The organism is Grimontia sp. NTOU-MAR1, assembly GCF_035758505.1.
In the GTDB taxonomy this organism is placed as follows: Bacteria; Pseudomonadota; Gammaproteobacteria; order Enterobacterales; family Vibrionaceae; genus Enterovibrio; species Enterovibrio marinus.
Genome location: NZ_CP142108.1, coordinates 2,986,439 through 3,009,759, shown reverse-complemented (window position 1 = coordinate 3,009,759; position 23,321 = coordinate 2,986,439). Strand labels below are relative to the sequence as shown.

Here is a 23,321-nt window from a genome sequence, read left to right as displayed (position 1 = left end):
GAAAAAGCTAGTTGGTTTCTAGCAGCACGGTCGCCACGGCGTAGTGTTTCTCATCAGCAATGGTAAGAAAAATATGCTTCACACCTCGCTCATCCGCAAGCTTTCGCGCAACACCGGAGAAACCTACCAATGGCTTTCCAAGCTCATCATTCGTCACTTCAAAGTCATGAAAGGTTATGCCACAGGCAATCCCCGTCCCCAACGCTTTTGAAGCTGCTTCTTTCACTGCAAAACGCTTGGCAAGAAAACGGGCCTGGAAGTTGGAGCTGGAATAAGTTTCCAACTCGTTTTCTGTCAGCACACGTCTAGCAAAGGCATCTCCGGTGCGCACAATGATTTTCTCAAGGCGCTCAATTTCTACAATGTCAGTGCCAAGGCCAACCACTGCCATCAGCGACGTGCTTCCATCATGAGGGCCTTCATGTCAGCCACTGCCTTTGGCAGGCCTTCAAATACTGCACGACCCACAATCGCGTGACCGATGTTCAGCTCATAAATCTCTGGAATTGCGGCAATAGGTTTCACGTTTTGGTAAGTCAGTCCGTGACCTGCGTTCACCTTGATACCCAAATCATTAGCGTAACTCGCACCTGCAGCGATTTTCTTCAACTCCGCCTGCATTTCTTCTTCAGTCGTCGCTTCAGCGTAGTGTCCGGTGTGGAGCTCAATAAACGGTGCACCACAGGCTTTTGCTGCATCGATTTGTGCTCGATCGGCATCAATAAACAACGAGACTTTAATGCCCGCTACGGTCAGGGTTTCGGTTGCAGCTTTGACTTTCTCAAGCTGACCTGCCACATCTAAACCGCCTTCGGTAGTCAGCTCTTCACGTTTTTCAGGGACTAGGCACACGAAGACAGGTTTCACTTCCAATGCAATTTTCACCATCTCGTCAGTCACCGCCATTTCCAGGTTCATGCGGGTTTGGATGGTGTCTTTCAGAATATAAACGTCTCGGTCTTTAATATGGCGGCGGTCTTCACGCAAGTGAACGGTAATACCATCCGCGCCTGCACGCTCCGCAATATCAGCTGCATGCACAGGATCAGGGTATTGGGTACCACGCGCATTGCGAACGGTCGCGACATGGTCAATATTGACGCCCAGATAAATGGTATTCATTGCGTTGATTTCCTTGTTCTTAACATAAAAAGCTCACGGCTTTTGAGCGGTTTGGAGCCAAGATAAGGCTTGAGGGCCAAGCGTGTAAAGCGCTTCGCTGCTTTTAACTGTTCTACCGTTGAGAATTGCCGCGCCGCCAGCGCCATCAGATCGCTTCCGGTAAAGGCGAGATTATTACTTTTCATCAGCGAGGCGACAAAACCTTGCTGCTCACGAAAGATATACGTCATCACTTCATCAACTGGCTCACCGCTGCCTGCACAATGCAGGAAATCGACCCCATAGCCCAGTGAATCCAGCAAAGCGAGTTCGAAGCGTCGGAGCGCAGGCTCAGGGTTGTTCTGCTGAGCAAGCTCAGTCAGCGCATTGACATAATCAAAGAAAAGTTGATGATACGAGGTTTCTGGTTCAACCACCCGGCTTAAGATCTCATTGAGATAAAAGCCCGAAAACAGCGCATTTCCGGATAGCGGGATAGCAAGCCCCATAGCTTCAGCATGACGCAAGGTATGCATCTCGCCGCGGCCAGACCATTTCATTAATAGCGGGGTAAAGGGCTGGAGTGCCCCTTTTAAGGGAGAGCGTTTACCACGGGCGCCTTTTGCCATAAGACTTACGCGCCCGTAATTTTCGCTGAAAACATCCAGAATCAGGCTTGTCTCACTGTAGGGTCGTGAGTGCAGAACAAAGCAGCGCTGCAAGCCTTCCATATCGCTCCTGAATGTCTACACAAATAAAGCTATTAAAGGTCGTCGATATAACCGAGACTGCGCAGTGCGCGCTCGTCATCAGCCCAACCAGATTTCACTTTCACCCAAAGCTCAAGGTAAACCTTGCGCTCGAAAAGCTCTTCCATGTCGAGACGGGCTTCACGGCCAATGGTTTTGATTTTGTCGCCACCCTTGCCAATCACCATACGCTTCTGACCACTACGCTCTACCAGGATTAGGCCGTTGATTTCAAAGCCGTCCGTGTCCGGATTGTAGTCGAAACGCTCGATTTCTACTGTCACTGAGTATGGCAGTTCATCACCGGTAAAACGCATCAGCTTTTCGCGGATGATTTCAGACGCCATAAAACGCTGGGAGCGATCAGTGACGTACTCTTCTGGGAAATACCACTCGCCTTCTGGCAGGTGTTTGCGAACCAGTTTTTCGACGACGTCGATATTAGTCCCGTGTTTCGCTGAAACCGGCACCACGTCGATGAAGTCCATCTTTGCGCTGACTTCCTGAAGGTGCGGGAAGAGCTCGCCCTTTTCTTTCACGTTGTCGACCTTGTTGATCAGCAGTACGGTTGGCAGCTCAGATTTCTTCAGCTTGTTAAGCACCATCTCATCATCCTGCGTCCACTGAGTGCCATCCACGAGGAAAAGTACCAGTTCAACGTCAGTCAGGGAGCTCGACGCCGCACGGTTCATCAAACGGTTGATGGTACGCTTTTCTTCAATGTGCAGTCCAGGTGTATCCACATAAACCGCTTGATAACCATCACGGGTATCAACACCCATAATGCGGTGACGGGTCGTTTGTGGTTTACGCGAGGTAATAGACAGCTTCTGCCCAACCAGACGATTGAGAAGTGTCGATTTGCCCACGTTCGGGCGGCCTACAATGGCGATAAAGCCACAGTGGTGCGTTTCGTGCGTATCAGTCATGAGTCCAGCTTTTGCAATGCCAGTTCCGCAGCCGCTTGCTCAGCCTTGCGACGACTGCTGCCTTTACCTACCACAGGTCGCTCCAGACCTGCTACTTCACATTCCACCGTAAATTGCTGGTTATGCGCTTCGCCTTGTACCTTAGTAACATTATAGGCAGGCAGCGGCTTACGACGCCCTTGCAGGAATTCCTGTAAACGTGTTTTCGGATCTTTCTGGTTCGCACCCGGCTGGATAGTTTCCAGACGTTGTTTATACCAGCTCAATACAATTCCACGTACCGTTTCCAGATCGCTGTCGAGGTAGATAGCACCGATAATCGCCTCAACGGCGTCTGCCAGGATCGAATCGCGGCGGAAACCACCACTTTTCAGCTCACCCGGTCCCAATTGCAATACATCGCCCAGCTCGAACTCGCGGCCCAATTCAGCCAACGTGTTACCACGAACCAAGGTTGCACGCATGCGGCTCATATCACCTTCATCAACGTTCGGGAAACGATGGTAGAGGTCGTCAGCAACAACGAAACTCAAAATAGAATCGCCCAGAAACTCCAAACGCTCATTGTGATTTCCACTGGCGCTTCGGTGTGTCAGGGCGAGACTGAGAAGCGCCGCATCACTAAATTCATAGCCGATGCGACGCTGTAATTTATTTATAGGTGTTGTCATGTCGTTCCAAGTTAATCAATGCCGCCGATGCGATTGAAACGCACCCCGACAGGTACCCAAGACGGTAGGAAGCTATCGCCTTGTTCATCAAATTCAAAACTGATCCAGATACCGACTGCTTTACCTACCAGATTAGCTTCGGGTACAAAGCCCCAGAAGCGGCTGTCTTTACTGTTGTCGCGGTTGTCGCCCATCACGAAGTACTGACCTTCCGGCACTACCCACTCTCCCAGACCTGGCGTTGGATAATATTGACCGGTTTGGTTTGGCATGTATGGATTCACCAGAATCTGATGTGGCTCAACCCCTAACTCTTCCTGCGCCTGAATCAGGTTCGCGCCGCGCTGAACGAATTCACTCTTGTGAACATCGTCCACGGGCACCAATTCACAGGTCGACTCACCTTTTTTCTGGATGCACAGACGTTTGTCTTCGCTGTAACGAACTGTATCACCCGGCATACCAATCACACGCTTGATAAAGTCGATGCTTGGCTGCGGCGGGTATTTGAACACTACGACATCACCGCGCTCTGGTTTCCCGGTTTCCACCAATTGGTGGCGGAATACCGGGTCTTTTAGACCGTAAGCAAACTTCTCCACCAGGATAAAGTCGCCCACCAACAGTGTTGGCATCATAGAACCAGATGGGATCTGGAACGGCTCGTAAATAAACGAACGCAGCACCAGAACAAGGCCAATAACTGGGAACACGGAAGCTGAGGTTTCTACCCAGCTTGGCTGAGGGGCAACTTGTGCAACCTGCTCTTCACTTAACTCACCACCGTCCACATCGAGCGCTTCAGCCGCTTTTTGCTGACGTCGCGGCGCCCATTTGAACTTATCCAGTGCCCAGATAATCCCAGTAAACAGGGTGACAAGCACCAGAATCAGCGAGAAAGTATTAGCCATCGTGTTCCCCTAAACCTTTAATCCCTTTTTATTACTTATCTTTGCCTACGTGCAGAATCGCAAGGAACGCTTCTTGAGGCAGTTCGACGTTACCAATCTGCTTCATGCGTTTTTTACCTTCTTTTTGCTTCTGCAGCAGTTTCTTCTTACGGCTTACGTCACCACCGTAACACTTCGCGGTGACGTTTTTACGAAGCTGCTTCACGGTAGAACGCGCAATAATGTGGTTACCAATTGCTGCCTGAATTGCGATGTCAAACTGCTGACGTGGAATAAATTCTTTCATCTTCTCAACCAGATCACGACCACGGGATTGCGCCTGATCTTTGTGAGTGATGATAGCCAATGCATCCACGTTGTCGCCGTTCAGCAATACGTCAACACGCACCATGTTCGATCCTTCGTAACGCTGGAAGTTGTAATCCAGAGAAGCATAACCGCGTGACGTCGATTTCAGACGGTCAAAGAAGTCCAGAACCACTTCTGCCATTGGAATATCGTAAGTCAGAGCGACCTGATTACCGTGGTAAACCATGTCAACCTGAACGCCACGCTTCTCGACACACAAGGTGATAACGTTACCCAGGTACTCTGAAGGTACTAGGATATTACAACGCGCAATTGGCTCACCCATCACTTCGATATCGTTAACCGCTGGCAACTTCGCAGGGCTATCAACATACAGGGTGTCACCGTTGGTCTTCTTCACTTCGTACACTACGGTTGGTGCCGTGGTGATCAGATCCAGATTGTATTCACGCTCCAGACGCTCCTGGATGATTTCCATGTGCAGCATGCCAAGGAAACCACAACGGAAACCAAAGCCCAGTGCTGCTGAGTTTTCTGGCTCGTAGAACAGTGACGCATCGTTCAGGCTCAGTTTGCCCAGTGCATCACGGAAGTTTTCGTAGTCGTCAGACGAAACAGGGAACAGACCCGCATAAACTTGAGGCTTCACTTTCTTAAAGCCTGGCAATGGTGTTTCAGCACCGTGTTTTGCGTGGGTCAGGGTATCACCCACTGGCGCGCCCAGAATGTCTTTAATACCACAAACAACCCAGCCCACCTCGCCGGTACGCAGACCTTGGGTGTCAGTTTGTTTTGGTGTGAAGATGCCGATGCGATCAACGCCCCACACCTGACCGGTGCTCATGACTTTGATCTTATCACCTTTCTTCAGCTCGCCATTCTTAATACGAACCAGCGACACAACGCCCAGATAGTTATCGAACCATGAGTCGATGATCAGCGCTTGCAGTGGCGCTTCTGGGTCACCTTCAGGTGCCGGAACATTCTTAACGATATCTTCCAGAACCAGATCTACACCCAGACCCGTTTTCGCCGAACAGCGGGTCGCTTCGGTCGCATCGATACCCACGATGTCTTCGATCTCTTCCGCTACGCGGTCAGGATCGGCCGCTGGCAGGTCAATTTTGTTCAGGATTGGAACCACTTCCAGATCCATTTCAATCGCGGTGTAGCAATTCGCCAAAGTCTGAGCTTCTACGCCCTGACCCGCGTCGACCACCAGCAAAGCACCCTCACACGCCGCCAGAGAACGAGAAACTTCGTAAGAGAAGTCAACGTGTCCTGGGGTGTCGATGAAGTTCAGCTGATAGGTTTCCCCATCCTGCGCTGCATAATTCAGCGTCACACTTTGTGCTTTGATGGTGATACCACGTTCGCGTTCAAGATCCATGGAATCCAGAACTTGCGCCGCCATTTCACGGTCAGTTAGGCCGCCACAGACCTGAATAAGACGGTCTGACAGAGTCGACTTACCGTGGTCAATGTGGGCAATAATCGAAAAGTTACGAATGTGCTTCATAAATGGTGTGACTAACTCGTTAGTTAAAATAAGAGGATCTTACGATCAAGTGGCGGGATTCTACCGAAATAAATGGCTAGTCGCTATCTTCTGTTGCGGCATTTATCACCGCCGCCGAGTCTACGGTATTGCCAAGGATGCGTAACAGTTTAGGTGTTGCGCCTGTATCCTGCTCCAGCTTCCGCGAAAAATTGCGTGCTACAAGGAATCCCAGCCCACCCGCAAGCACGGAAGACAGAATAATCACACCCTCTCCTGCTGCTATCAAATCTGCGAGAAACTGCCCGAAAACAGCGCCCGTAATCGCGAATAGCAAAGGCAGAATATAAACCACCAACGCCGATCGCAGTACCGTCTGCTCTTCTAAGCCGATTTCAACCAAGGTTCCCACATTGACTGGTTTTTCTGACGGTACACGGATATCCAGTACTTTGCCCGGCAGCGCATTACTCACAATGCCTGTACCGCAATTGTTCTTGGAAGCACAACTGCCACAACTGGTTTTCTGCTGGCAGCGGACAGTCAGGTAACCCTCGCCACTGCCAGTGACTTCCGCCAACGCCGTGATCATGGCGTTGACGTTCCTTCATGTCTTTGTGGCGCTGCCATACGGACAGACTCAGCCACTTTTTTCGCGGTCGCTGGTGGAATGTCTCCCACCACGGTGATTTCTGCATTGCCGGATACATGACTGTGTAATGTGCGACGGCCTTTTCTCACCAACTGCTCACGCACGGAAAGATCATCGGCTTCTGACATATAAACAGAGAAACTAAACAGGCCATCACTGAACATCTGGCTTTCTACCGGACGTTCAGTGATCATCAAACGGTGACGATTGCTATAAATCGGCGAAAAGCCATCAGGCAAAGAAGTGACTTGCCAGCTAAGGCCAGAGTCGCGTTGTTTTGGCACCTGAACCACTGGTGGCAGTTCAATACCTGACATCTGCTTCATCACATTACCAATCTGCGGGGAGACCACCAGCGACATGGCACGGTATTGCTCAATTGGATCACCGTCGCGATCCAATAGGTCTGCACGGGTCAGCAACTTGGAGTTTTGGTCAATCCAAAGTACGTAGGAATAACGCGCGCCGTCTTTGGGAGACACACGAACAACATCACATGCCAAACCTGCTTCACGGGCTCTTCCCAACGACACGAAATCGTACATGGTCGACAGGTGGTCAATATCGGAATGCATGATCGCAGGCAAGGGCGCCACCATCTGGTTACTCGCAATAGTAAACGGGTCAATACCAGGTTCGAAGTAACTCACTTCGTCACCACGACGAATGACTTCACGTGGGGGACCAGCCAGATAAGCAATGTGACCAAATGACTCACCATCGACTAAAGCGTGGCGATAACGGAGAGGCTCAATACTGTTCTTGCGGACCAGAATATAAGAAAGTTCGTAGTCCAATTGTTCGGTTGCCTGGCCCATCTGATGCAACAATGCCTCGGCGGGGTTCTCTTCCGTCGAGGCATTAGCAAGCAGACTGACCAGTGCACAGGCACCGATCAGGAGATGTTTCATCAATCTAGTTGCTCACTTCTGGTGTTAGCTTCTCGTCTTGTTCAATCATTTCATCAGCATTGAGGCGAAGCTGCAACTCATAGTCCTGAAACATCGCATTGACACGGCGACGTTGCTCCATCAGTTGTGCTTCAGTCGGATTGCCCTGCAACGATTCACGGCTCAGGCTTACAGGCTCAGCAGAACCCGCCAAAGGAATCGTTTGTAAAACTGGGGGCTGTGATGCCGCGAGAACCGGATCCATTTGCTCGCCGCCGTTATACTGCTGCACGCCAACAATCACTGCCAGTGACACAGCTGCTGCCATACCGACTTGAGTGAACTGCTGCAGCCAAGATGGCATACCTCTTCTCGCCATCTGAGGCGTAGGCTGAGACTCTTGCATTGGTACCACTTGTGGTGCTGGTTCCACACGGTGAGACGGTTCGTGCTCAAGAGCCGCCGCCACACTAGAGGCAATATCCCAGCCTGAATTACTTGGCGCATCTCCACGCATCACATCACGGGTGACGGCATAGCTTTTCCATGCATGCTGTGCTGACTGATCATTTTCCAGCGCGTTAATCAACGCCTGATCAATCTCATCACCATCAAATAATGCAGAAAGGTTTTCTTTTTCAGCCATTTATTTCACCGTTATTAACAGGTAACACTGTTAGTGGTTCATCAAAGGACGAACACGTTTGTCTACCGCTTCCCTGGCACGGAAAATACGCGAGCGTACCGTCCCCACCGGGCAGTCCATCACTTCTGCAATCTCTTCATAGCTTAAGCCATCAATTTCACGCAGGGTGATCGCCGTTTTCAGATCGTCCGGTAAAGACTCAATCGTGCTGAAAACGACCTGCTTCAACTGTTCTGACAACATAAGGTTCTCAGGGTTCGAAATTTCTTTCAATGCGCCACCATTTTCATAATTTTCCGCTTCTTCCGCGTCAATATCGCTTGATGGTGGGCGTCTGCCCTGGGCAACCAGATAATTCTTCGCTGTGTTTACCGCAATACGGTAAAGCCAAGTATAAAACGCACTCTCACCACGAAATCCCGGCAAGGCGCGATATGCTTTAATAAAGGCTTCCTGCGCAACATCAGGCACATCACCGCTGTTGCTGACATAGCGAGAGATCAGATTACATACCTTGTTTTGATATTTTACGACCAGCAGGTTAAACGCCTGCTTATCACCATTCTGAACGCGCTCAATTAAGGCTTGATCGGTTAACTGCTCGCTCATTCGAGCGCCTTCTCCTTATTATTGATACCAGTAGTCTGCTTTCTCTGTGACAGAGTCCACCGTCAAGGTCAGAACTCTGTCAGCTACCGGTATTTCTTCTCGCTCTTTGCCACTATGGTGCCCGGCGTCTTTTTCTGCCGCGCGATTTTTGTTGAGTGAGCAAAGTTTATGAGTGAAACATTAAAAGAAAGTTCCCTAGCCCGACCCATCTCGTCAAACGATTAGATCCGGATCGCAAAGTCTATCAGAATGTTTGGACACACCATAACCAAGTCTCATTCCGCCATCCCTACTCTGTCGCATAATGAAGCAACTGGCAACGTTCTACGTGTTGCCACATTAGTGTAAACTCACTGAAATGACTCGAACTCGTTGTTTCCGGCAATCGGCTTAGGCCGCTGCTTAGAAGAAAGGAATACGTAATCAATGAGCAACCAAGAACACGTGTGTGATGTGCTGGTAATTGGCAGCGGTGCTGCCGGTTTATCTCTGGCACTCCATTTAGCCCCAACCCAGAAAGTGATGGTATTGAGCAAAGGACCACGCAGCGAAGGGGCGACCTACTACGCACAAGGCGGTATTGCTGCAGTCTTTGACGAAAGCGACTCCGTCGAATCCCACGTTGAGGATACGCTCATTGCCGGTGACGGTATTTGTGAGCAGGACGTGGTGAGCTTTATCGCTGAGAACGCCAAAGAGTGTGTTCAGTGGCTGATTGATGGTGGTGTTCCCTTCGACCGTGAAGAAGACAGCGACGACGATGAGCCCAAATTCCACCTCACCCGTGAAGGTGGCCACAGTCACAGACGCATTCTGCATGCCGCTGATGCAACGGGCGCAGCGGTGCAAAACTCGCTACAAGAGAATGTGATGCGGCACCCCAACATCAAGGTGATGGAGCGCCATAACGCGCTGGATCTTATCACCCGCAAGAAAATTGGGATCAGTGGTGCTAACCGCGTCTTGGGTGCCTATATCTGGAACCGTGACCGTGAAGCAGTCGAAACCGTGCGCGCTAAGTTTGTGGTACTGGCAACTGGCGGTGCATCCAAGGTTTACCAATATACCTCAAATCCGGATGTCTCTTCCGGTGATGGCATTGCTATGGCATGGCGTGCAGGTTGTCGGGTCGCCAATCTTGAATTTAACCAGTTTCACCCAACATGTCTTTTCCACCCTGAAGCGCGTAACTTTTTGCTGACCGAAGCCCTTCGTGGTGAAGGAGCCTTCCTACGCCGCCCTGATGGCTCCCGTTTTATGCCGGACTTTGATGATCGCGCTGAGCTTGCTCCCCGTGATGTGGTTGCCCGCGCGATTGATTATGAGATGAAGCGCCTTGGTGCTGACTGCATGTATCTCGACATCAGCCACAAAGATCCGGAGTTCATTACCAAGCATTTCCCGACCATTGACGAAAAACTGAAAACCTTTGGCTTTGACCTGACCAAAGAACCCATTCCCATCGTTCCTGCCGCGCACTACACCTGTGGTGGCGTCGTGGTGAACCAGAATGGTCAGACAGATCTGGAAGGTTTGTATGCTATCGGTGAAGTCAGCTACACAGGCCTCCATGGTGCTAACCGCATGGCATCAAACTCTTTGCTCGAATGTGTGGTTTACGCTTGGGCTGCCGCCATGCACATTGGAGAGAATGCGGCCACCGCAGAAATTCCACCAACGCTGCCATACTGGGATGACAGCCAGGTATGTTGCTCAGACGAAGAAGTCGTCATACAGCATAACTGGCACGAGCTGCGCCTATTTATGTGGGACTATGTTGGGATTGTGCGTTCCACCAAACGGCTTGAACGTGCGCTTCGTCGTATTGAATTGCTGAAGCAGGAAACGAACGAGTACTACAGCAACTTCCGCGTTTCCAACAACCTTCTGGAGTTGCGTAACCTGCTTCAGGTTGCTGAGCTGATGGTACGCTGTGCGATGGCGCGTAAAGAAAGCCGTGGTCTTCACTACACTATTGATTACCTGGACAAAGCGGAAGATTCAGGCCCAACTATTCTGGTACCAGATTTTCCGTGCTGATAATTACTTTAGAAAAGAAGTAAAAGCCCTCTAAACAGGGCTTTTTTGGTTTGTTAGTGCATTAGAGTGCTCAAGAACGGAAGGCGGAGATAGCAGCCTCAAGCTCGCGACTCTGCTCAGCCACACGGGCTGCAGCTTGTACATTCTCGCTAGTAGACGATGTGTTCGAAGAAGTGATCTGCTGAATCGAGTGAACATTTATATTCACCTCTTTTGCCACCATGCTCTGCTCTTCAACAGCAGCGGCTATCTGGGTGCTCATATCCATGATTTGCTGCATATCAACGATGATGTTATCAAGCTCAATGGAAGCCTCCTCAACATAGCTTACTGACTGCTGGCTATCTCGCTGACAGGTGTTGATGCGCTCAACCACGCTGTTGGTTTGCTCCTGCAGTGAGGCAATCATGGTCGCGATTTCGTCAGTAGATTTGTTAGTACGAGTCGCAAGTGAACGCACTTCATCCGCGACCACCGCGAAACCACGACCCTGCTCACCGGCACGCGCAGCTTCAATCGCCGCATTCAATGCGAGAAGGTTGGTTTGCTCTGAAATGTCTTTGATAACATCAACCACAGTGCCAATCTGCTGAGACAGCGACACCAGACTATGTATATCGCTGTTGGCAATACCCAAGCCGTCTGACAGCGTTATGATGGCATCACGGGTTGCCTGAACAGTTTGATGGCCTTTCTGCGCCCGGATCAGGCTTTGGTTGGCATTTGCTGCAGCCGTTTCAGTGTTGCTTGCAATCTCACGAATGGTCGCTTCCATCTCGTTAACGGCGGTCGCTGCCAGTTCAGCCTCTGATTGCTGCTTGTCCAATGAAACTTCCGCTTCGTTGCTGCGTGACTGCACATCCGAAGCCGTCGAATTGAGGGTGGTAATGGAGATTTTTACCCCAGCAATCAAAGACTGGCAGTGTTCCAACACCAAGTTGAAGTCGGAAGCAACCAGAGCTATCTCATCCTTGCCCTGTGCCTCTGCGCGAAGAGTCAGATCACGTTGCTCTGCCACTTTTTCCATGGTTTCAGTCAGCGTTTTTAAACGACGCTGAATATATCGATTGAGTAGAATACTCGCCGTAATCAATAAAGCAGAAATCACAAACAGCACAACCAACGAGGAGATCGTCAGCGCCCCCTCAGCTGTCTTCAGCTCACTGGCTAGCTGCAGTCGCATATCGTCGAAATCTGCTTCGACCTGGTGGGTCTGACCACGGATATTACCCAAAAGACCTGATTTATGGTTAAGACCCACTTCGCGGCTGACTCGCATATATCGCTCGACCAATGCTTTCTGGGCATCCAGCGAAGACAAACCGGTTTCGTTCTTTACGCTCTGCCACACACGGCTAAACTCATCAAAGCGTGCTTCAGTGACATCCGCCATCAACAGGCGACTCAATGTCACGAGATACGCAATATCATTAATTGAAGGATTGTCTTTCAAAAGCTTTTCATTGGTACTGCCTAACTCACCATGAATACCAGAGGAGCGGTTCAACCCCAACTTCTCGTAGCCTTTGGATAATGAAATAAAGCCACTGTGATATATTTTTATGGCCTGCGACACGGCAGTGATTTGAGGCAGAAAAATGTCCAGACGCTTTGCATCCTGAGACAAGGTATTCAGATCTCGTTCAAACTTGGCGACGTTACCCGAGAATCTATCCACGTATTTGGTGTCGAGCCGCGCCAAGAAATCTTTTTCATTACGGCGCAGGTTGAGCAATCTCACTTCAAGCTCTGCGACCAGAGATAGTTTGGTTTTCAAGTCGACCATTCGCTCTGAAGCTTGCCAACCAATGAATGCAAATAATATTAACGACAATGCCGAGAATGCCGTCAGACCGTACAGTTTTGTTCTTATTTTCATGTCACCTCTTCCATCTTTACTTCTTGCGCTGGCGGCAAAGTCGATGCCTATTTCGATCCTTATCGGCATTTTCAATGAATCGTTTAGGAATGGCGTACGCTAAAAACAGAGAGGAGAGGTTTAGGTCACGCTTTCAACGCTAAGCATACACGGCTGATATGACGAAATGTTTCATCCTGAAAAGCATCAAAAGCCAGTACTAATCGTCGCTGTTCGAAGGGTGAGGATAAATCCAAAACGATAAGGTGACGACTGAAAAAACTGACTCGTTCAACATGGAATGTATCCCCATTAAAACGACACACCCCGTCGATATTTAGGAAAAGCTTTCCGTTGAAATGAGTGAAAAAGGAAGACTGTCTGTGTGATTCGCGGATAATAAAGCAAAGCAGCAGCACTTTAGCTTCAAGAGGCAAAGCACTAGCAGCAAATAGAATCATCGCTGCCAGCACATAGATACCGCCAACACTCACTTTCAGCAAGCGAGAGGGCTGGATATCTGCATTAACGGAGTTTGCTACGGTTGTGCTCAACAATTTTGTTTGTTATCGCCACCAACTCGGGTTTATCGCTGCGGCCATGTCCCATCAACCAAGTGAACAGATCCGGGTCATCACATTCCAGCAAAGCAACAAAGTGATGTTTTTCTTCTTCTATTAACGTATCAAAACACTCTTCAAAAAATGGCATGATAATGACATCAAGCTCCAACATGCCGCGACGGCATGCCCATTTGATACGCGCTTTGTCTTCTGCGCCCAGCATGAGTACCTCGAAAAATAGGTCAAAAATAACTGTTCCAGATATTATCAGTGCGCAGATAGCCTTGCTATGACTCACGGATTGAATCTTGTAACCCTGTGATCTGACCCCATATCAAAGGCATATTGCTGACTTTGTCCTCGACTCGGATTACCATAATCCCAATTATTTTTAAGCGAGAAGCACCATGACAAACTGGTACCAGACACACGCTTTCAACCGTCTTCCTCTTTCTTCAGGCAGCGCGTTGCCGGCCCTGTCAGTTATCGCGTTGGATAACCTTTCTTTGATCACTGCTGTCGGTCAGGACACCATCCCTTATCTACAAGGCCAACTGACCTGCGATTTGGTATCGCTTGAGAAAACCCGCTCAACCCTTGCCGCCCACTGTGATGCTAAAGGCAAGGTTTGGTCTGCAATTCGCCTGTTCCACCATAACGACGGCATTGCCTATGTACAGCCTGCTTCTGTGGCAGAAAAGCAACTGACAGAAATTAAAAAGTATGCTGTATTCTCCAAGGCCGAGTTTTCGATGTCTGAGCAAGTGTTGATTGGTGTAGCTGGTGAGAAAGCTGACAGCGCAGTAGCATCGCGCTTCACCGGTGAAGGTGATGTTCGCGCAACCCAAACAGGCACAGCCGTTCGTATCGACAACAACCGCTGGTTGCTTGCTGTGAATGCAGAAGAAGCTGACGCGCTAATTGCAACTCTGGGTGAACGAGCAACACTAAGTGACAGTTCATTGTGGACATTACTGGAACTTCGCTCGGCGATCCCTTCAATTGAAAAAGCCAACATCAGCGAGTTTATCCCACAATCCATTAACCTGCAGGCGCTGGACGCTATCAGCTTCAAGAAAGGCTGCTATACCGGTCAGGAGACCGTGGCTCGCGCAAAATACCGTGGCATCAATAAACGCGCTGCTTACCTGCTTGAAGGTGCAGCAGAAGAGACACCGAAAGCCGGTGATAAATTTGACCGCAGTGTGGGTGAAAACTGGCGTACCGGTGGTACGGTGATTTCTGGTTATCGTTTTGAAGATGGTCAGGCCCTGGCACTGGTCGTACTGCCAAATAATCTCGATGACGACAGCCAGTTCCGCCTTGCAGATACCGACGTACTTTGGCAGAAAGTAGACCTACCTTACAGCCTGGAAGACGAGGCCTAATTATGTCCTCGATTGATACTCCTATCCTTTCAATTTTGCGCGATGCAGGCATCGCGCACCGTTTGCTGCCTCATGCGAGTGAAGCAACGACTATACTCGATGCGGCCAAGCAGCGCGGTGTTGAGCCAGATCAATTAGTCAAATCCATGTTGCTACGTGATATGGGCGGACAGATGGCCTTGGCGTGTGTACCAGGTACAGCGTCTGTCGATCCTAAGAAAGTTAGAGACCTTCTCGGGTGTCGACGCATGACCATGGTCGACAGCAAGCATGTACAAAGTATTACCGGTTACTCACCCGGCATGGTGACCCCAATATCTGTATTTGGCATGCTGCCAATATTCTTCGACCCAAGCCTTGCTGACTTTGAGCACATCAACATCAGCAGCGGTTCACCGATGGCAGGTGTAGAACTTCGTTTTCAGGATCTGGTCGATTTTTGTGGGCCTACCATCGCTGATATAAGCCGTGACACTGAGACGGACTATGAAGCCAGTTAACTGGCGCAGCGTCGATCTCAACCTTCTGGTCGCTTTTGCTGCACTGATGGAAGCCCGCAGTGTCACCCGCGCCGCCGAGAAGCTCTCAATTGGCCAATCAGTAATGAGTCATAATCTCTCTCGGCTGCGCACCCTGCTTGATGATCCGCTTTTCCACCGTCAAGGCAATGAAATGCAACCGACGGCACGTGCCTTCGAGCTAGAGCCCGTCATCACCCCACTTCTTGACACGATTGCCACCGATGTCCTGACACCCGTATCTTTCGAACCAAAGCAATATTCAGGGCCCGTTCGCATCGGTTTAACCGACTATGCTGAATTGGTTTGTGCCCCTGCACTGTTTGATGTTTTTCGAGAGCAAGCGCCGCACTGTCAGCTAAGTTGCCGTCCAGTTGATCGGGTCAATTACCGCGAGGTATTGAAAAACGATCAGGTTGATGTGGTATTGGGTGCAGTACAAACCGAAGATCCGGTGTTATTGATGGAAAATCTCTATACCGAGCGACATGTCTGTTTGTTTGACCCACATTCCACTGGACTGAGTGCCCCTCTTTCATTGGACGACTACACCAAGACGCCCCACGCCTTGGTGTAGACGGCCAGTTAAACAGTCCCGTGGACAACACCCTTAAATCTCTTGGTCGCGATCGTCAGGTAGTGATGGGCTCACAACGCTTTCTCACCATTCGCCATCTCCTTTCCGGGCGCAATCTTATCTGCACCGTGGCCGAGTTGATGGCGAAACTCGACATGTTCAACGACAAACTAGCCATCAGCGCAACACCTATCGATGTGAGCAATTTCGTTATCCGTCAAATCTGGCACAAAAAGAACGCAAGTAGCACTAAAAACCTCTGGATACGCCAAACCATTGATAAAACTGTATGTAATCAAGTCCGAGATTTACGTGCCAGATAGATAGGCTTGCTGCCTCAATTTCCTAACTGTGACCTACCCCAAAGTCACGCGATTGCATCCCTTAATTTTCGGTTAAGTGTCATACCTGTCACACAGCAGTCATACGCGTATCGCTATAATGCCGCCCGCCAAAACCGAGTGGAACGTGACTGTCTTTTCATTCAACGGATCTTCTCGGTTTAGGAAGTTGGCAGGAATAAAAACAAAAAAGGAATTGCGAATGCGGATGTTTAATCGTTATATCCCGACTCTCATTGCAAAACACGTTTACCGGCTATTCAGTGGACGTATTCACATCGATGGGCGGGGTGATTTCGACTTTCATCAAGGAATGGTGCAGGCGCAGTCAGATGGAGATTTTGAACACTTTCGGACAGTGAAGGAGATCAATACAGAGATCCGTAAACTGAAAGAAATGTACTGATGGCTAAAGATCGTTTGATCTGGCACTTCGCTTGAAAAACACCGCGTTTATCGCGGTGTTTTCTTATCTGCAGAGCGAGGGAGGGTTATTCATCTTCCTCGATAGAGTCCTGATATGCTTCGGCATCTAACAGTTCGTCAATTTCCGCAGAATCACTGATACGGATTTGGAACAACCAGCCATCACCGTAAGGATCGCTGTTAACCAACTCTGGCGAACCTTCCAAATCTTCGTTAATAGCAACAATTTCGCCAGTCAACGGTGTGTAGATATCTGACGCTGCTTTCACGGATTCTGCTACTGCACAATCGTCACCTGCATCGACTGTATCACCCACATCGGGTAAATCAACAAACACCATATCACCCAGCAAAGCCTGTGCATGGTCGGAAATACCTACGGTATACACATCGTCACCTTCTGGTCTCACCCACTCGTGGGAAGTCGTGAATTTCAGCTCAGATGGGATATTGCTCATAAATCAGATTCCTTCTCAATACGTATATTTGTTGATCAACAAATAGGGATAGCACATGGTGTTAGATACGCAAATTAGGAAAGCCTTGAACACTTCGCAAGAAAAATCACCACACTAAAAGCAATAGTTTTAACTCGATCAAGCCTTGCTCAATGCAACGCTGATGGATTGCCTTAGTCCCCAAAACAACCTTACAACAAAAAAACGCCAACGACCTTTCGGCCATTGGCGTTTTTCTGAAGGATTTGTCAGGTGCTAGCCGTCGACTTTGTTCAGGTGCACATCCATTTGCGGGAATGGAATTTCGATGCCTTCTGCATCCAGCGCTTCTTTTATCGCTTGTAAGATGTCAAAGTAAACTACCCAGTAATCTGCTGTACGGACCCAAGGACGTACTACCAGGTTCACAGAAGAGTCTGCCAGTTCAACCACTCCGATTGTTGGTTCGGGGGTGGTCAACAAACGGGTTTCTCTCGCCAGTACATCTGCCAACACCTGCTTGGTTTTTTGCAGATTAGCACTGTATGACACACCTATAACGAGATCGATACGACGAGTGTCATGTTTCGAATAGTTAGTAATGGGGCTAGAAATGATTGCGCCGTTTGGTACGACAACCATTTTGTTGTCCGGTGTTTTCAAAACGGTAGAAAAAATCTGGATGGAATCTACAGAGCCGGAAACGCCAGCGACTTCTACATAATCGCCGGACTTGAATGGGCGGAATGCAACAATCAGTACACCAGCTGCGAAGTTAGAAAGTGAACCTTGCAGTGCTAGACCAACAGCCAGACCGGCTGCACCGATAACCGCAACCACGGAAGCGGTTTGCACGCCAAGGCGACCCAATGCTGCGATAAGTACGATAACGAACAGCAGGTAACGGACAAAAGTATGCACAAAACCAACAACCGTATCGTCGAGTTCTTTCTTGCGCAAGACTTTGGCAACACCATTGGCAATGGCTTTGACAACCCAATTACCGATAATGAGGATGAGGAGAGCGGAGATAATGTTCACACCGTATTGAAGTAGCAGATCCTGATTGCCATTGAACCAGCTCATCGCTTCGTTAGTAGCATTTTCCATTGCGTTTTCCTTGGTATTCTTATGCCGTTTTTAGTTTTTCCCTAGAGTTCCACAGGACGGTACAACAAACTCCTGACGTAACTGATCGGATAAAATCAGAGCAGAGTTTACAGTTTAAGCAGCAACAGGAAGTGTCTCAAACTTAAAACGAAAACACTGTTTTTTTGGTATATTCACTGTACCACATGTAGAAAAAACCCGTCGCCAGACGGGGTTTCAGCATTAACTTTGACCAACAATGCGCTTATGCGATTTGCTTGGCCTTTTCAGGGACTACTGTTTTTGCTACCGCTGAGTGGTAGTGAACATCCATTTGTGGGAATGGAATTTCAATACCTTCTTTATCCAGACCTTCTTTGATGGCTTGCATCAGGTCAAAGTAGGTTGACCAGTAATCTTCTGTTTTCACCCATGGGCGCACAACAAAGTTTACTGAAGAGTCCATCAGCGCATGAACACCGATGGTCGGTTCCGGATCTTGCAGTACGCGCTCGTCCGCTTTCACGATACGGGTCAGCACTTCTTTGGTCTTCTGCAGATCAGCCTTATAAGACACACCAATGATGAAATCGATACGGCGGGTCGCATGACGTGAGTAGTTGGTGATTGGGCTCGAAATTACTGTGCCGTTAGGAACCACTACCATCTTGTTGTCTGGGGTCGTCAATACAGTAGAGAAGATCTGGATAGACGCTACAGAACCTGCCACGCCGCCTACTTCTACATAATCACCGGATTTGAACGGACGGAAAGTCACGATCAATACGCCTGCGGCGAAATTCGAAAGTGAACCTTGTAAGGCCAGACCAATAGCCAGACCCGCCGCACCAATAACCGCAACGATAGACGCAGTTTCAACACCGACACGACCCAATGCCGCAATCAGCACGATCGCGAACATCACATAACGAACCATGTTCTCGATAAAATCGACAACCGTTTGGTCCAGATCGCGTTTCTTCAATACTGCAGCGACAGAGCCTGCTACTTTCTTCACTACCCAGTTACCGATGAACAGAATAAGTAGCGCAGTCACAACGTTCACTGCATATTGGATCATCAATTCTTGGTTGGAGGCCAACCAGTTCATCGCTTCAGTTGCTGTTTGTTCAACAGACTCAACAGCGTTTTGCTCAGTCATTTACATCTCTCACAAAGGCTAATACCAATCGTAGTAAATACCTGCTCATCCTAGCTTGTTAAAATACTCGATAACTGCGTTGAAAAATTTGATTGTAGAATAACTACTTATCGAAATTTTTCGCCTTGTTCTCGAGCATTTTTACTGCGCTATTTCTGATCAGCTACCTACTGTGATTGGTATATAAAAACCAAACCACCTCAAGACGTTGAAAGCCAATCTTAGGCTTTCTGTCTCTTGAGGTGGCTAGGGAATCTGGCTGCTATAAATCAGGTTGAATAGCAGCCATAAAAAAACCCGCTAAATTTAGCGGGTTTCAACACGATTTGTAATTAAATTTTTTAGATAAAACTTGAATTACAGTACGTCGATCGCGTTAAGATCTTTAAACGCTTGCTCAAGACGCGCAACCATACCTTCTTGACCGGCACGCAGCCATACGCGTGGATCGTAGTATTTCTTGTTAGGTGCGTCTTCGCCAGTTGGGTTACCGATTTGACCTTGCAGGTAATCGTGGTTTTTCGCCTCGTACTGACGGATGCCATCCCAAGTCGCCCACTGAGTATCAGTGTCGATGTTCATTTTGATAACACCGTAAGAGATAGACTCTTCGATTTCTGCTTGAGAAGAACCAGAACCACCGTGGAATACGAAGTTCAGCGCGTTAGGTGCGATACCGAATTTCTCTGCACAATATGCTTGAGAATCACGCAGGATGGTTGGAGTCAGAACAACGTTACCTGGCTTGTAAACGCCGTGTACGTTACCGAAAGACGCAGCGATAGTGAAACGGTGGCTGATAGCGTTCAGTTTCTCGTATGCGTATGCAACGTCTTCTGGAGAAGTGTACAGCTCAGACGCGTCCATGTGAGAGTTGTCTACGCCGTCTTCTTCACCACCAGTACAACCCAGTTCGATTTCCAGAGTCATACCCATCTTTTCCATGCGAGCCAGGTACTCGGCACAGATTTCGATGTTTTCTTCCAGAGATTCTTCAGACAGGTCAATCATGTGTGAAGAGAACAGTGGCTTATCAGTTGCAGCGAAGTGCTCTTCGCCAGCAGCCAGCAGACCGTCAATCCATGGCAGCAGTTTCTTGGCAGCATGGTCAGTGTGAAGGATAACTGGCACACCGTAAGATTCAGCAATAGCGTGAACGTATTTTGCACCCGCGATTGCGCCTTTGATTTGTGCCTCCTGGCCTTCCAGCTTCAGGCCTTTACCAGCGAAGAAGCCTGCGCCACCGTTAGAGAACTGAACAACAACGGGTGATTTAACCTTTGCTGCTGCTTCCAGAACTGCGTTGATAGAGTCAGTGTTTACTACGTTTACCGCTGGCAGAGCGAATTTGTGCTCTTTAGCAATTTCAAACACTTTCTGAACGTCATCACCAGAGATAACGCCAGGCTTTACAAAATCAAAAACTTTAGACATAACAATAGTCCTATTTACTCTGTTGTCTTGAGTGAAATCCTATCCAAGCCGGTATTTCGTACCGACTTGTTTCAATTCGGCAAACGTTTGCGAACAGTGCTGCGCATTGTACCCAAACGTGATTCCAAACACATTATTTTTTGTGTTTAGATATGCACTCCAATGATTAAAAAATTATCAAAGGTGCATAAAAAACGGGGGCAGCGCCCCCCGTTCGTCATTACGCTTTCGCGCGAGTTTCCAGCATTTCTACTGCTGGCAGTACTTTACCTTCAACGAACTCAAGGAATGCGCCGCCGCCGGTAGAGATGTAAGAAACGTCAGCTTTGATACCGAACTGGTCGATAGCTGCCAGTGTGTCACCACCACCTGCAACAGAGAAACCTTCAGAAGCAGCAATCGCTTCAGAGATACCTTTAGTACCTGCTTCGAAGTTCTTGAATTCGAATACACCTACTGGGCCGTTCCACAGAATGGTTTTTGCATTCTTCAGGACTTCAGCCAGCGCTTGCGTTGAGTCTGGACCCAGGTCGAAGATCATATCGTCGTCCTGAACTTCAGAAACGTGTTTGATTTCTGCTTCTGCGTTCTCGTCAAATGCTTTTGCACATGCAACATCAGTCGCTACTGGAATCGCACACTCGTCCATCAGCTTCTTAGCAGTATCAACCAGATCAGCTTCGTACAGAGACTTACCTACGTTGTGGCCTGCTGCTGCGATGAAGGTGTTCGCGATACCACCACCAACAACCAGTTGGTCAGCGATTTTAGACAGAGATTCCAGAACAGTCAGTTTGGTAGAAACTTTCGAACCACCAACGATTGCCACCATTGGACGAGCTGGGTTGTCCATCGCTTTGCCCAATGCTTCCAGTTCGTTTGCCAGCAGCGGACCTGCACATGCGATTGGAGCGAACACACCAACACCGTAGGTTGATGCTTGCGCACGGTGTGCAGTACCGAATGCGTCCATCACGAATACGTCACACAATGCCGCGTATTTCTTAGACAGCTCGTCTTCGTTTTTCTTCTCGCCTTTGTTGAAACGTACGTTTTCCAGAACAACCAGCTCACCTGCGTTCAGCTCCAAGCCGTCCAGATAGTCTTTTGCCAGTTTAACGTCACAATCCAGTGCGTCGTTCAAGTAGTTAACGACAGGCTGCAGAGAGAATTCTTCAGCGTACTCGCCTTCGGTCGGGCGACCCAGGTGAGAAGTAACCATCACTTTCGCGCCCGCTTCCAGGCAATGTTTGATGGTTGGCAAAGACGCCAGAATACGCGCGTCAGAAGTCACTTTACCGTCTTTTACTGGTACGTTCAGATCGGCACGGATAAATACACGTTTGCCAGCCAGATCCAGATCGGTCATTTTGATTACAGACATTTTCGTCCTCTCTCTAAGTTGCAAAAATCAAAAATTTGCTGTGGCTTTCTCCACTTCGGAAAGCCGTGGCTCAAGCCTTCGAGCCACTGGTAACTGTTGCCATGGCCAACGCTGTATCGAGCATACGGTTGGCAAATCCCCATTCGTTGTCGCACCAAATCAACATTTTTATCAGATGATGATTACTAACTCGTGTCTGCGAGCCATCCACAATGGCGCTGTGGGGATCATGGTTAAAGTCTATCGAGACAAGTGGCGCCTCGGTATAGTCGACGATGCCGTCCAATGTACACCGAGCGGCCTCCTCGAGTGATTGATTTACGTCATTAACTTTCACTTTTGTGTGAACAGTAACACTCAAATCCATTGCTGTGACGTTAATTGTTGGCACTCTAACCGAAATTGCTTCAAATTTGTCAGAAAATTTCGGAAAGATTCTTCCAATTCCTAAATGTAATTTCGTGTCGACCGGAATAATAGACTGACTGGCAGCGCGTGTGCGTCGCAGATCTGGGTGATAAGCGTCGATCACCTGCTGGTCATTCATGGAAGAGTGAATCGTAGTAATGGTGCCTGACTCAATCCCAAACTGCTCATCCAATACCTTAATTACAGGCACAATACAGTTGGTGGTACAGGAACCATTGGAAACAATACGATCCGTCGGTTTGAGAGTTTCTTCGTTCACACCAAAGATAATGGTGTTATCCAGATCGTTACTGCCTGGATGGGAGAACAGCACTTTCTTAGCGCCAGCGTCCAAATGTGCCTGACCGTGTTCGCGGTTGCCAAACACCCCCGTACAGTCGAGCACGATGTCGATGTCCAGATCTCGCCAAGGGAGTAGATTGATATCACTGAGGTGCAGAATGCGAATTTTATCGTCGCCGACAAACAGGGACTCCTGACTGTTGGTCACTTTCTTGAAAAAGCGGCCATGACTGGAGTCGTACTGAAGTAGATGTGCCATAGCATCAGGCTCAGCCAGTTCGTTCACCGCCACCACTTCTATCTGATCGCGTTTGTCACTTTCATACAGCGCGCGGAGCACGCTACGGCCAATGCGGCCAAATCCATTAATTGCGACGCGTAATGCCATATCCCTGCTGATCTGTGTCGTTAATGAAATGCGGCTGACA

General features: G+C 49.0%; 24 protein-coding genes and 1 pseudogene. 5 read left to right on the top strand and 20 right to left on the bottom strand.

What is annotated here, in order from left to right:
- Nucleotides 1-7 precede the first annotated feature (7 nt).
- From acpS to rpoE, 11 genes are all read right to left on the bottom strand, one after another.
- Nucleotides 8-391 (bottom strand): holo-ACP synthase, encoded by a 384-nt coding sequence (gene acpS / locus VP504_RS14005; RefSeq protein ID WP_325891696.1) that lies wholly within the window; start codon nucleotides 389-391, stop codon nucleotides 8-10.
- Nucleotides 391-1,122, bottom strand: coding sequence for a pyridoxine 5'-phosphate synthase (gene pdxJ, locus VP504_RS14000; protein WP_325891695.1), 732 nt, complete (start codon nucleotides 1,120-1,122; stop codon nucleotides 391-393). Before pdxJ ends, acpS begins: the two co-directional genes overlap by 1 nt.
- On the bottom strand, nucleotides 1,119-1,832 hold the full coding sequence (recO, locus tag VP504_RS13995; protein ID WP_325891693.1) for a DNA repair protein RecO: 714 nt from the start codon (nucleotides 1,830-1,832) through the stop codon (nucleotides 1,119-1,121). The genes pdxJ and recO overlap by 4 nt, the downstream gene beginning before the upstream one ends.
- A 32-nt stretch (nucleotides 1,833-1,864) precedes the next feature.
- Entirely contained in the window at nucleotides 1,865-2,779 is a 915-nt protein-coding gene (gene era / locus VP504_RS13990) for a GTPase Era (protein ID WP_325891691.1), read from the bottom strand.
- Complete coding sequence (gene rnc, locus VP504_RS13985) at nucleotides 2,776-3,450, bottom strand: ribonuclease III (RefSeq protein WP_325891689.1); 675 nt, start codon at nucleotides 3,448-3,450, stop codon at nucleotides 2,776-2,778. The genes era and rnc overlap by 4 nt, the downstream gene beginning before the upstream one ends.
- 11 nt (nucleotides 3,451-3,461) lie before the next feature.
- Nucleotides 3,462-4,361, bottom strand: coding sequence for a signal peptidase I (gene lepB / locus VP504_RS13980; RefSeq protein WP_325891688.1), 900 nt, complete (start codon nucleotides 4,359-4,361; stop codon nucleotides 3,462-3,464).
- Between the two features lie 31 nt (nucleotides 4,362-4,392).
- Entirely contained in the window at nucleotides 4,393-6,189 is a 1,797-nt protein-coding gene (gene lepA, locus VP504_RS13975; protein ID WP_325891687.1) for a translation elongation factor 4, read from the bottom strand.
- 76 nt (nucleotides 6,190-6,265) lie between these two features.
- Nucleotides 6,266-6,760: a SoxR reducing system RseC family protein gene (locus tag VP504_RS13970; RefSeq protein WP_325891686.1), complete on the bottom strand. Its 495-nt coding sequence runs from the start codon at nucleotides 6,758-6,760 to the stop codon at nucleotides 6,266-6,268.
- Nucleotides 6,757-7,731: a sigma-E factor regulatory protein RseB gene (gene rseB, locus VP504_RS13965; RefSeq protein WP_325891685.1), complete on the bottom strand. Its 975-nt coding sequence runs from the start codon at nucleotides 7,729-7,731 to the stop codon at nucleotides 6,757-6,759. The genes VP504_RS13970 and rseB overlap by 4 nt, the downstream gene beginning before the upstream one ends.
- 4 nt (nucleotides 7,732-7,735) lie before the next feature.
- Entirely contained in the window at nucleotides 7,736-8,356 is a 621-nt protein-coding gene (locus VP504_RS13960; protein WP_325891684.1) for an RseA family anti-sigma factor, read from the bottom strand.
- Nucleotides 8,357-8,386: 30 nt separating this feature from the next.
- On the bottom strand, nucleotides 8,387-8,965 hold the full coding sequence (rpoE, locus tag VP504_RS13955; protein WP_002537517.1) for an RNA polymerase sigma factor RpoE: 579 nt from the start codon (nucleotides 8,963-8,965) through the stop codon (nucleotides 8,387-8,389).
- 426 nt (nucleotides 8,966-9,391) lie between these two features.
- Between rpoE and nadB the strand changes: the two genes are divergently transcribed.
- A complete protein-coding gene (gene nadB / locus VP504_RS13950) occupies nucleotides 9,392-11,005 on the top strand; it encodes an L-aspartate oxidase (protein WP_325891683.1) in 1,614 nt (537 codons plus the stop codon).
- A gap of 70 nt (nucleotides 11,006-11,075) precedes the next feature.
- On the opposite strand, the gene VP504_RS13945 is transcribed toward nadB, so the two are convergent.
- From VP504_RS13945 to VP504_RS13935, 3 genes are all read right to left on the bottom strand, one after another.
- Nucleotides 11,076-12,884 carry a methyl-accepting chemotaxis protein gene (locus tag VP504_RS13945; RefSeq protein ID WP_325891682.1) on the bottom strand — a complete coding sequence of 603 codons (1,809 nt, stop codon included), beginning with the start codon at nucleotides 12,882-12,884 and terminating at the stop codon, nucleotides 11,076-11,078.
- A gap of 125 nt (nucleotides 12,885-13,009) precedes the next feature.
- Complete coding sequence (locus VP504_RS13940) at nucleotides 13,010-13,417, bottom strand: protein YgfX (protein ID WP_325891681.1); 408 nt, start codon at nucleotides 13,415-13,417, stop codon at nucleotides 13,010-13,012.
- Entirely contained in the window at nucleotides 13,389-13,649 is a 261-nt protein-coding gene (locus VP504_RS13935) for an FAD assembly factor SdhE (RefSeq protein WP_325891680.1), read from the bottom strand. Before VP504_RS13935 ends, VP504_RS13940 begins: the two co-directional genes overlap by 29 nt.
- A gap of 184 nt (nucleotides 13,650-13,833) precedes the next feature.
- Between VP504_RS13935 and ygfZ the strand changes: the two genes are divergently transcribed.
- From ygfZ to VP504_RS13915, 4 genes and pseudogenes are all read left to right on the top strand, one after another.
- Complete coding sequence (gene ygfZ / locus VP504_RS13930) at nucleotides 13,834-14,814, top strand: tRNA-modifying protein YgfZ (protein ID WP_325891679.1); 981 nt, start codon at nucleotides 13,834-13,836, stop codon at nucleotides 14,812-14,814.
- A gap of 2 nt (nucleotides 14,815-14,816) precedes the next feature.
- Nucleotides 14,817-15,314: an aminoacyl-tRNA deacylase gene (locus VP504_RS13925; protein WP_442788879.1), complete on the top strand. Its 498-nt coding sequence runs from the start codon at nucleotides 14,817-14,819 to the stop codon at nucleotides 15,312-15,314.
- Nucleotides 15,301-16,232: pseudogene (locus VP504_RS13920) on the top strand (LysR family transcriptional regulator). Before VP504_RS13925 ends, VP504_RS13920 begins: the two are co-directional and overlap by 14 nt.
- 220 nt (nucleotides 16,233-16,452) lie before the next feature.
- Nucleotides 16,453-16,656 carry a DUF1107 family protein gene (locus VP504_RS13915; protein ID WP_325891677.1) on the top strand — a complete coding sequence of 68 codons (204 nt, stop codon included), beginning with the start codon at nucleotides 16,453-16,455 and terminating at the stop codon, nucleotides 16,654-16,656.
- A gap of 85 nt (nucleotides 16,657-16,741) precedes the next feature.
- Here VP504_RS13915 and gcvH read toward each other — a convergent pair whose 3' ends face one another.
- The 6 genes from gcvH to epd form a co-directional block, all read right to left on the bottom strand.
- Nucleotides 16,742-17,134 (bottom strand): glycine cleavage system protein GcvH, encoded by a 393-nt coding sequence (gene gcvH, locus VP504_RS13910; protein ID WP_325891676.1) that lies wholly within the window; start codon nucleotides 17,132-17,134, stop codon nucleotides 16,742-16,744.
- 255 nt (nucleotides 17,135-17,389) lie between these two features.
- Nucleotides 17,390-18,223, bottom strand: a complete 834-nt coding sequence (mscS, locus tag VP504_RS13905) for a small-conductance mechanosensitive channel MscS (RefSeq protein ID WP_325891675.1) — start codon at nucleotides 18,221-18,223, stop codon at nucleotides 17,390-17,392.
- A gap of 244 nt (nucleotides 18,224-18,467) precedes the next feature.
- The gene (mscS, locus tag VP504_RS13900; RefSeq protein ID WP_325891673.1) at nucleotides 18,468-19,364 is read right to left on the bottom strand and encodes a small-conductance mechanosensitive channel MscS; all 897 of its coding nucleotides are present in this window, start codon (nucleotides 19,362-19,364) and stop codon (nucleotides 18,468-18,470) included.
- A 357-nt stretch (nucleotides 19,365-19,721) separates the two neighbouring features.
- Nucleotides 19,722-20,798: a class II fructose-bisphosphate aldolase gene (fbaA, locus tag VP504_RS13895; RefSeq protein ID WP_325891671.1), complete on the bottom strand. Its 1,077-nt coding sequence runs from the start codon at nucleotides 20,796-20,798 to the stop codon at nucleotides 19,722-19,724.
- Nucleotides 20,799-21,018: 220 nt separating this feature from the next.
- Nucleotides 21,019-22,182: a phosphoglycerate kinase gene (locus tag VP504_RS13890; RefSeq protein ID WP_325891669.1), complete on the bottom strand. Its 1,164-nt coding sequence runs from the start codon at nucleotides 22,180-22,182 to the stop codon at nucleotides 21,019-21,021.
- Nucleotides 22,183-22,252: 70 nt separating this feature from the next.
- A complete protein-coding gene (epd, locus tag VP504_RS13885) occupies nucleotides 22,253-23,281 on the bottom strand; it encodes an erythrose-4-phosphate dehydrogenase (RefSeq protein WP_325891668.1) in 1,029 nt (342 codons plus the stop codon).
- Between the last annotated feature and the right edge of the window lie 40 nt (nucleotides 23,282-23,321).